The organism is Aquaspirillum sp., from assembly GCF_055136605.1.
Genome location: NZ_JBSQVP010000077.1, coordinates 1 through 9048, shown reverse-complemented (window position 1 = coordinate 9048; position 9048 = coordinate 1). Strand labels below are relative to the sequence as shown.

Here is a 9048-nt window from a genome sequence, read left to right as displayed (position 1 = left end):
TCCCACCGCTTTGCGGTAACCTGGGATGCCGGCCACCGAAAACTCCGGTGCGCACCATTGGATTGGGAGCCATGCACAGCGACTTGAATGCAAGTGGCTCGATTTTACCACAGGGTGCGCTTCGCGCACCCGCAATTCCTCCCCTGACTCAAGTCAGGGGTTTCCTTACGGAGATTCTATGAACGTGCTAATGCTGTGAAAGCAGGGTAATTGTGGGATAATCGCCGCCCATCGGCATTGTCATACACACTTGAAGCAAGGTGGTTACATGGACTTCGAAAAAGCACGTTTTAATATGGTCGAACAGCAAATCCGCCCGTGGGAGGTTTTGGATCAGCGCGTTCTGGATTTGATGTTACAAATTAAGCGCGAAGATTTTGTGCCAGCAGAGCAAAGAGCGCTTGCCTTTGTTGACATGGAATTGCCCCTCGCCAATGGCGCTGTGATGCTGGCACCAAAAGTGGAAGCACGGATTGCCCAAGAACTGAACTTACGCCAAGAAGACCGTATTTTAGAAATCGGTACGGGGAATGGCTATTTAACAGCTTTATTGGCCAGCCTCGGTCAACATGTTTATAGCGTTGATATCGACGACAACATGATTGAGTCGGCACGCACCAAGCTGGCACATGCTGGTATTCGCAATATCAGTCTCAAAGTCGCTGATGGGATGCAGGGTCTGCCCGACCAAGCCCCTTTTGATGTAATTGTTTTAGGTGGGTCGGTACCTGTGTTACCAGAAGCCCTCAAACAACAACTGACTGTCGGTGGCCGTTTGTTCGCCATTATTGGCGAAGCGCCTTTGATGGAAGCAAAGCTGATTGTGCGCGAGAGCGAACAGGGCTGGCGCGAGACAGTCGTATTTGAAACCTGTACAGGTGCTTTACAAGCCGCACCACAATCTGAAAAGTTCACTTTCTAATGCGTGAAATCTCAGTTGCCGAACTGGCAGAATGGCTTGAAGACACACAACGCACACAGCCCTATTTATTGGATGTGCGCGAAGAATGGGAATTTCAAACCTGTCATCTGGCGAAAAGTGTCTTAATCCCGATGGCGACGATTCCCAATCGTCTTAACGACATTCCCGATGAAGTGCCGTTGGTGGTGATTTGCCACCACGGCGTACGCAGCTATCAAGTGGCAGCCTTCTTGGCCCATGCTGGGTTTGAGAATGTGGCAAGCTTGGCAGGTGGAGTTGCCGCATGGGCGGATATTGTTGACCCATCGATGGCAAAATACTAAGCCACTCGTTTTATCTTATTACAACGGCAACAGCCACACTGTTGCCGTTTTTTATTGTGGTCAGACTATGTTGAATTTTCTTGCTTCGAGTTGGAACACCGTTCCCCCTGCTTGGCAACAGGCACTGCAAACCGTACATCCGACCTTGCAGCAGATTGACGCCGCGTTGTTACAGCGCCAACAAGCTGGGGAAACCATCTACCCGCCTGCGCCTACAATTTTTCGCGCTCTCAGCAGCCTCCCCAGCCCTGCCGCCACCAAAGTGGTGATTTTGGGACAAGACCCGTACCACGGTGCAGGTGAGGCCAATGGCCTTGCCTTTTCTGTCAATGCCGGTATCAAACTGCCCCCGTCCTTACGCAATATCTATCGCGAGTTACAGAGTGATCTCGACTTACTTACCCCAAACAGCGGTGAGTTAAGCGGATGGGCGGCACAGGGGGTATTGTTATTGAATAGCGTATTGACGGTTGCAGCTGACCAAGCCGGCAGTCACGGCAAATTGGGTTGGCACAGCATCAGCGATGCGATCATTGCCAGCGTTAACCAACACAGCCCAGCCTGTGTCTTTATCTTGTGGGGAAAATGGGCGCAAAACAAAGCGGGGCAGATTGCACCCCGCCATGCCATCTTGACCGCTGCGCATCCCTCGCCCCTGTCGGCCTATCGTGGCTTTTTTGGCAGCCGCCCGTTTTCACAAGCCAATCAATGGCTCACTTCTCACGGACAAACGACTATCGATTGGGCAAGAACAACGGTTTAATGACCCGGTTTCTCGTCGCGCTCGGTACCGATGCCACTGGTTGGCGCCGGTGGCAAGCGCGCAAAAACACGGCGTAACCCTTGCCCCCAAGCACGGCGTAGGCTTTGGAAATAGACATCCCGTTCATCAATTCGCCGTGGTGCGGCAGGGTGGAGATCACCTTCGTGCAGGGTGAACAAATCAATCGGCAAACCGACTGACAGATTCGAGCGAATGGTGGAGTCGAAAGAAATCAGCACACATTTCACCGCATCCTCCAACGGTGTTGCTGTATCTAACACCCGATCTAAAATCGGTTTGCCGTATTTTGATTCGCCAATTTGGAAATAAGGGGTGTCTTCCGTAGCCTCGATAAAATTGCCCTGTGGATAGACATGGAATAAGCGCGCGCGCTCACCTGCAATCTGACCACCTACTAAAAAATGGGCGCCATAATCCACCCCACTGCCGCCAACGCTATCGCGGGCAATGACCTCCCGCAAAATCTGCCCCACTTGCACCGCTGCATCGTATAGCGACGGCACATTGAGTAGATGGGGTGCGTCATGTTGGCAGCGACTACGCAACATACTGATGACCGACTGTGTTGTCGCTAAGTTACCCGAATTTAACAACACAATTTGCCGTTCACCGGCTTGGGCAAAGCGGTGCATTTTACGAAATGTCGCCACATGATCGACCCCTGCATTGGTGCGGGAATCAGAGGCAAATACCAAACCCTCGTTTAAACGTAGGGCAACACAATAAGTCATGTAATGTGATCTCTTAGGTTCAACAGCGGGTTATTCTTCAATCACACGAATCTCGGCGCGGGCATGTAGTTCTTCACCACCGCCGCCATGCCGGACGCCGCGCACCGGACACGCATCTAAATAGTCTAGCCCCACTGCCAAGGTTAAATGATGACCATCTGGCGTCATGGCATTGCTGATATCAAAGCCATGCCATGCTTCAGCAAACCACGCTTCTGCCCACGCATGACTCGCGACATGCCCTTCATCATCGGTGACCAGATAGCCACTGACATAGCGGGCAGGAATCCCCAACTGACGGCAGCAAGCAATAAAGACATGACTATGATCTTGGCACACCCCTGCCCCTTGAGCAAAAGCCATTGCCGCCGGCGTGTCAGAAAATGTCTCCCCTTTACGGTATGGCATGGTATCCAGAATGGCAGCGGCCAGTTGTTGCAAACCGGAGGTCGGATCGGTGGCGATGGCAGCGGCAAAGGGTTGTGCAAATTGTCGCAATGCCTGATCGCATTCGGTCAGGGGGGTGGCCCGCAAAAAGACCAACGGCGACAGTAAACCCGCACTTTGTTGCCACGGCTGATCGGTGGTTTCTACTACGCCGCTGGCAATCAGATGAATCTCGTCATGGGGATGATCCAAGGTCAGCACATGGAAAATATTGCCAAACGCATCCACGCCACTGCTGGCTTTTCCGGGAAGGTTTAACTCCCATTCGACAATGCGTTGATGATCGGTGCTGGGAGGGGTCAGACGCAGATATTGTGTGCTGTGATGGGCATGTACATCATAGCGATAGACTGTTTCATGTCGAATTTCTAACTTCATTATGCTGCCTCCAGATAAGCGCGGTGGATGGCTTCGCCTAAACCATGCACATCTGTCAAGAAACGCGACAGATAGGCGTGTAACCCCTGTTCGAGGATGTCATCGAGGCTGCCATATTCCAACCCAGCCACTAATTTGGCCGCCAGTCGTTTTGCTGGGCGTCCGGTTTCGCCTTGGATGTGGTCCAAAATCGAGCGAATTTCCACCGCACACGCACACAAACTGCGCGGCACGTCGGGCTGTAGAACAAGCAACTCGATGACCCGCCGCGCACTGATGCTGTCGCGGTAAATGGCGCGATAGGCTTCAAAGGCGGATAAGGTGTGTAATAAGGCGCTCCAAGCGTAGTAATCCGGCGCGCTATCTTCGATAGCAGGTGACATCAAATGGCTTTTGACATCTAACAGGCGGGCGGTGTTATCGGCCCGTTCAACGAAAGTGCCAAGGCGGATAAAGTAATACGCATCATTGCGGAGCAAAGTGCCATAGGTTGCACCACGGAATAAGTGAGAGCGTTCCTTCACCCAGTCGAAGAAATCAGAATAGGCATGGCGACGAGAGGCGCGGTCGCGGGCTTCGAGCCAAGTCGCGTTGACGGCTTCCCACATTTCAGCACTGATGGTGCCGCGCACAGCATGAGCGTTATCACGCGCATTTTTCAAACAGCCAAGAATACTGGCCGGATTGCTGCTGTCGAACACCATAAAATTCAGCATGTTTTCTGGTGTGAGCTGTGGATAACGCTGATGGAAACTGTCTAATGTGCCCGTGAGTAACATCGGCACTGCCAGTTCGACTTTGTCGCCGCGTGCCTGTGGCATCAATGCTAGGCGATAGCTAACATCCAATAAACGAGCGAGGTTTTCTGCCCGTTCTAATGAGCGCGACATCCAAAATAGCTGGTCGGCGGTTCGCGATAGCATCATGATTTAACCCTCCATTACCCAAGTGTCTTTGGTGCCGCCCCCTTGCGAGGAATTCACCACCAACGAGCCGGCTTTCAGTGCCACGCGGGTTAATCCTCCCGCGACCATTCTCACTTCTTGGCCGGTGGACAAAACAAATGGCCGCAAGTCGATGTGGCGTGGCGCAATGCCCGACTCAACAAATGTGGGGCAGCTCGATAAGGCGAGGGTCGGTTGGGCAATGTAGTTGCTTGGATTGGCTTGCACACGGGCGCGGAAGGCCTCGATTTCAGCTTGTGTTGCCGCTGGCCCAACTAACATGCCATACCCACCGGCACCATGGACTTCTTTGACTACCAATTCGCCAAGGTTGGCCAAAACATGGCTTAAGTCTTGTGGTTTGCGACATTGCCATGTTGGGACATTTTGTAAGATCGGTTCTTCGTCGAGATAGAAGCGAATCATGTCCGGTACATAAGGATAAATCGACTTATCATCCGCAACCCCAGTACCGATAGCATTGGCCAAAACGATATTGCCCTTGCGATAGACCGACAATAAACCGGGTACACCTAGCATCGAATCGGGGTGGAATGCCAGCGGGTCGAGGAAGGCATCATCAATCCGGCGATAAATTACATCGACTGCCACGGGCCCCACGGTGGTACGCATAAAGACGTGGTCGTCTTTGACAAATAGATCGCGTCCCTCGACCAATTCCACGCCCATTTGTTGGGCGAGGAAAGCATGTTCAAAGTAGGCGCTGTTATACGGCCCGGGGGTGAGCACCACCACGGTGGGGTTATCTTTGGGGGTGGCGCGGCGTAAGGTGTCCAGCAGTAAAGTAGGATAATGCTCAACCGGCGCCACGGCATGACGGGTAAACAATTCGGGGAATAACCGCATCATCATCTTGCGGTTTTCCAGCATATACGACACCCCCGATGGTACGCGCAGGTTGTCTTCCAAGACGTAATATTGACCATCTGCATGGCGAATCACGTCAACGCCGGTGATATGGGCATACACTCGATGCGGTAAATCGAGCCCCTGCATTGCAGGTTGGTATTGGCTGTTGGTAAAGACTTGTTCGGCAGGGATTAAACCAGCGCGGACAATGGCATGGTCGTGGTAGATGTCGTGTAAGAAGGCATTGAGCGCGGTCACACGCTGTTTCATGCCGGCTTCTAACATCTGCCATTCTGTCGCGGGGACAATGCGTGGGATGGTGTCGAAGGGAATTAAACGCTCAGCCCCCGATTCATCACCACTCACCGCAAAGGTGATACCCACACGGTGAAACAATAGATCAGCAGCACGGCGTTTTTCTGCCAGTTGGGCAGGGGTTTGTGAATGTAGCCATTCAGCAAACTGTTGATAATGCGGGCGAACGGCACCGCTGGCGAGCAGCATCTCGTCGTGGTGGCGCGCATCCGGTAGGGTCAGGGCATGCATATTGGCTCTCCAAGGCTGTCTTTGCTGTACTCGCAAAGATCATGCCAACGGTTTCGCCCCGTTTTTCAGCACTTTAGTGCCAGCAGTGCATGGTTTCTGCCCCAATACCGCGCCCAACCACGCACTGATTATGCACATGGTGTGCAATGTGGTGCATGATGTCGAATAGACAGGTTAAAGTTGGTTGTGTGGTTGAGAGTTTTTCTCTCGCATTAACAGCGCCTGTTTACGCTCGATGCCCCAACGGTAGCCCGATAAGCTGCCATCTTGACGAATGACACGATGGCAGGGGATGGCGAGGGCCAGTTTATTGGCGGCACACGCACCAGCAACTGCGCGCACGGCTTTGGGTGTATCAATACGTTGGGCGATTTCGGTATAACTTGCTGTTTCGCCGACAGGAATCTCACACAAGGCTTGCCACACACGTTGTTGAAATGCAGTGCCTTGAATATCAAGTGGTAAATCGAGTCCGATAGTCGGGGTTGCAACAAAACGAACCACCTCCGCTAACCAGTTTTCGCAGGCTTCATCTCCTGCAACCAGTGTGGCTTTTGGAAAATAATGTTGTAGTTCGTTGATAAGTTGCGCTCGATCTTCCCCTAGCACAATGGCACAAACCCCCTGTTGGCTAGCTGCCACGGCAACCATCCCCAAATCCGACTCGCCTACAGCAAAATGAATCATCATTCCCCCCATGATTAAACGGTATGTAACCCTATGTGTGGAAAGCCTCGAGTTCAGTCCGAGGTTAAGAACGACGAAGTTTAGTCGGTTTTGTTGGGTTGCCAAATACCGGCAATCCAACAAAACTACGCCAGCTTGCTAACGAATGAAGGGGGTAGCCAAGAAGTATCGTGGTTGACATGTTCGGTGATCCAAAGAAAGGGCTAACGTCCCAGCTAACCGGCGCCAAAGGCGTCCGGGTTGAGCGCAATGTTAGGTCAATAAGCGAGTGAAAGATATAAACTATTTTCCTCGGCGTAATCTATTTGCTTGGGCTCTTTGTTCAAGACGTTGATACCAGTCTCTCCCTTTTTCTCCACAACGGTCACGAATTGCCGCTTTTAATTCTGCTGTTTGCGCATTCAGACGCTTTACCTCTGCGAGTAGAGCATCTCTTTGCGACTCCATTGTTTTCTTGTCCTCTAAAACCTTGCCTATAAAATCACTCAATGATCTGATTTCTGCTAAGTGTTCATTCTTCTGTTCTCGGGTTGAAGTTTCTAATTTTGATTTCAGTTCATTTTTCTTTGTGAATGCTTGATTAAGAATTCTGATTATGGCGCCAAAAGAGTCTCTGGCGTCATTTAGAAGTTTGTATGCACTATCAGCAACCCTGTGAGAAGAAAAATGAAGATCAGTTAAAAAATGAAAATCATAAGATTGTTGCGCCTGTTTAAGATGAGTTTCAATGTTTTTTCGATGTTCTTCGACAGTCTTTTTGACTTCCTCGCGTTTTGACTCCCAATTTCTGCGTGCGGTTCTTTCTCCTTCGGATGCCGACGACATGATTGCCGCCACAACTCCAACGGCTACGATCGGGGCGATTACCCAAAACATGGTTAATCTCCGTAAGAAAGCAAACGATCTGGCATTGAAATGGGAGGCAAACTTTTCACAAGAACATCCAAACTTTCATTTGCCTTGCCGCCAAAAGCAGAAAGTTGTGAAATAAGCTCAGTTGCCATATCTTTGTAGATTATTTTATGTTCGGACGAGGTCTTACTGGAAAGAGCCATCTGCGACGCGCGTTCGGCCATTTTTAATACCTGCATTCTTTCAATGTGAAGCAATTTCAACTCGCCTTGAACCGTGTCATAAAATCGATCAATTTCAAGACGCCTCTGAGATAGCTCTTCCATTTTTAATTTGTAAGTTTTATCTAGGGCATCATGAATTACGCCTGCTTGCGCCTTTACTCGTTGCATCTCTGCGTCAAGGCGTTTGGTTTCAAGGCGATAGGCTAAGGTTCTGGCATATGCCTCCGCTACGAAACCAAGAGGGTTAAATGCCTTTGCCACCGTGACCCAGTTAGCTTCTGTTTGAACTGGGTTGTGGGCGTCAATGGAGTCAATCGTGACTCCATTAGGTTTTCTGGGCTTTCCTTGTGACATACGATGATCTTTGTGATGAAAAAGCCTAACTAGGATTAGACGACTGCCCCACGTTGACCAGCAGTCGGATAAAATGTCATCATCCTGCCCCATCTACAGGAAAAATTCAATAGTCAGCCAGCCGTTTAGGCAAACCTAAATTTTTGCGGATGCCAGTCTTACCCTACACCCCCAACACCGATGCCACACACCAGCCCAAACTGCTGGAGCGCATGCGTATTCATCTTCGCACGCAGCATTACAGCATTCGCACCGAGCAAGCCTATGTGGATTGGGCGCGGCGTTTCATTTTGTTTCATAAAAAACGGCATCCACAGGAGATGGGAGCCGCCGAGGTAGAGGCTTTCTTGAGCTATCTGGCCGTGGAGCGGCAGGTAGCGGCCTCCACGCAAAACCAAGCCAAGGCGGCACTTTTGTATTTATACAAGCAGGTGTTGGGCATAGATTTGCCTTGGCTCGATGAGGTGGTGCAAGCCTAGCCTAGTAGGGTGGGCACCGCTGTGCCCACCACCTCATCTACCCTACCAATCTAACCCTCGAAAATATCCTCTAACCGCTGCGCCTGCGTTAACGATACTCCCCACTGCTGCAACTGCTCCGGCGTCGCAGCCCGTAACCGCGACAACACCCAATCTGGTAATGGTTGACCAAATTTTGTTTCAATCATACTGCGGAGGAATATTTTCATGCCTTCTTCGCGGCCTTGCTCGCGACCTTTTTGTATGCCTTTTTCCAAACCTTTTTGAATACCTTCTTCTAAACCCTCTTCCCGCGCAGTAATGATGTCGGTGTTGTAATCCCAGACCGCACGTTCGCGTGCCAATGCCCGTAACCGTTCTTCCTTGGTTTGGCTCATTTGCTCTAAGGATTGCAAAACAGTCATTACTGGTGTGTGTGTCAGCTGTGCCATGATGTGTTGCTCCTGCCAGTGTTCAAACAGATCGACCCAATTCTTTAATGCCGTTGGGGCCAGTTGGAGGCGGTCG

Annotated in this window: 11 protein-coding genes and 1 pseudogene; 4 read left to right on the top strand and 8 right to left on the bottom strand. The window is 51.1% G+C overall.

Annotated elements, in window-relative coordinates:
* The first annotated feature begins 268 nt into the window (after positions 1 to 268).
* From ACTBZS_RS10940 to ung, 3 genes are all read left to right on the top strand, one after another.
* Positions 269 to 922: a protein-L-isoaspartate O-methyltransferase family protein gene (locus ACTBZS_RS10940; RefSeq protein WP_463044145.1), complete on the top strand. Its 654-nt coding sequence runs from the start codon at positions 269 to 271 to the stop codon at positions 920 to 922.
* Positions 922 to 1245: a rhodanese-like domain-containing protein gene (locus ACTBZS_RS10935; protein ID WP_022653811.1), complete on the top strand. Its 324-nt coding sequence runs from the start codon at positions 922 to 924 to the stop codon at positions 1243 to 1245. Before ACTBZS_RS10940 ends, ACTBZS_RS10935 begins: the two co-directional genes overlap by 1 nt.
* 67 nt (positions 1246 to 1312) lie before the next feature.
* Positions 1313 to 2008, top strand: a complete 696-nt coding sequence (ung, locus tag ACTBZS_RS10930; protein ID WP_463044144.1) for a uracil-DNA glycosylase — start codon at positions 1313 to 1315, stop codon at positions 2006 to 2008.
* On the opposite strand, the gene ACTBZS_RS10925 is transcribed toward ung, so the two are convergent.
* From ACTBZS_RS10925 to ACTBZS_RS10895, 7 genes are all read right to left on the bottom strand, one after another.
* A complete protein-coding gene (locus ACTBZS_RS10925) occupies positions 2005 to 2760 on the bottom strand; it encodes a proteasome-type protease (protein ID WP_022653809.1) in 756 nt (251 codons plus the stop codon). The genes ung and ACTBZS_RS10925 overlap by 4 nt on opposite strands.
* A gap of 30 nt (positions 2761 to 2790) precedes the next feature.
* Positions 2791 to 3585: a transglutaminase family protein gene (locus tag ACTBZS_RS10920; protein WP_463044143.1), complete on the bottom strand. Its 795-nt coding sequence runs from the start codon at positions 3583 to 3585 to the stop codon at positions 2791 to 2793.
* Entirely contained in the window at positions 3585 to 4511 is a 927-nt protein-coding gene (locus ACTBZS_RS10915) for an alpha-E domain-containing protein (RefSeq protein ID WP_463044142.1), read from the bottom strand. The genes ACTBZS_RS10920 and ACTBZS_RS10915 overlap by 1 nt, the downstream gene beginning before the upstream one ends.
* A 3-nt stretch (positions 4512 to 4514) precedes the next feature.
* Positions 4515 to 5945 (bottom strand): circularly permuted type 2 ATP-grasp protein, encoded by a 1431-nt coding sequence (locus ACTBZS_RS10910; protein ID WP_022653806.1) that lies wholly within the window; start codon positions 5943 to 5945, stop codon positions 4515 to 4517.
* Positions 5946 to 6119: 174 nt separating this feature from the next.
* Entirely contained in the window at positions 6120 to 6632 is a 513-nt protein-coding gene (locus ACTBZS_RS10905; RefSeq protein WP_463044141.1) for a methylated-DNA--[protein]-cysteine S-methyltransferase, read from the bottom strand.
* Positions 6633 to 6914: 282 nt separating this feature from the next.
* Entirely contained in the window at positions 6915 to 7508 is a 594-nt protein-coding gene (locus ACTBZS_RS10900) for a hypothetical protein (RefSeq protein ID WP_463044140.1), read from the bottom strand.
* Positions 7509 to 7510: 2 nt separating this feature from the next.
* Positions 7511 to 8062 carry a hypothetical protein gene (locus ACTBZS_RS10895; RefSeq protein WP_463044139.1) on the bottom strand — a complete coding sequence of 184 codons (552 nt, stop codon included), beginning with the start codon at positions 8060 to 8062 and terminating at the stop codon, positions 7511 to 7513.
* Between the two features lie 212 nt (positions 8063 to 8274).
* Between ACTBZS_RS10895 and ACTBZS_RS10890 the strand changes: the two genes are divergently transcribed.
* Positions 8275 to 8541 (top strand): phage integrase N-terminal SAM-like domain-containing protein, encoded by a 267-nt coding sequence (locus ACTBZS_RS10890; protein WP_463044138.1) that lies wholly within the window; start codon positions 8275 to 8277, stop codon positions 8539 to 8541.
* 50 nt (positions 8542 to 8591) lie between these two features.
* On the opposite strand, the pseudogene ACTBZS_RS10885 reads toward ACTBZS_RS10890, so the two are convergent.
* Positions 8592 to 9048 (bottom strand): annotated as a pseudogene (locus ACTBZS_RS10885) (hypothetical protein); the annotation flags it as partial.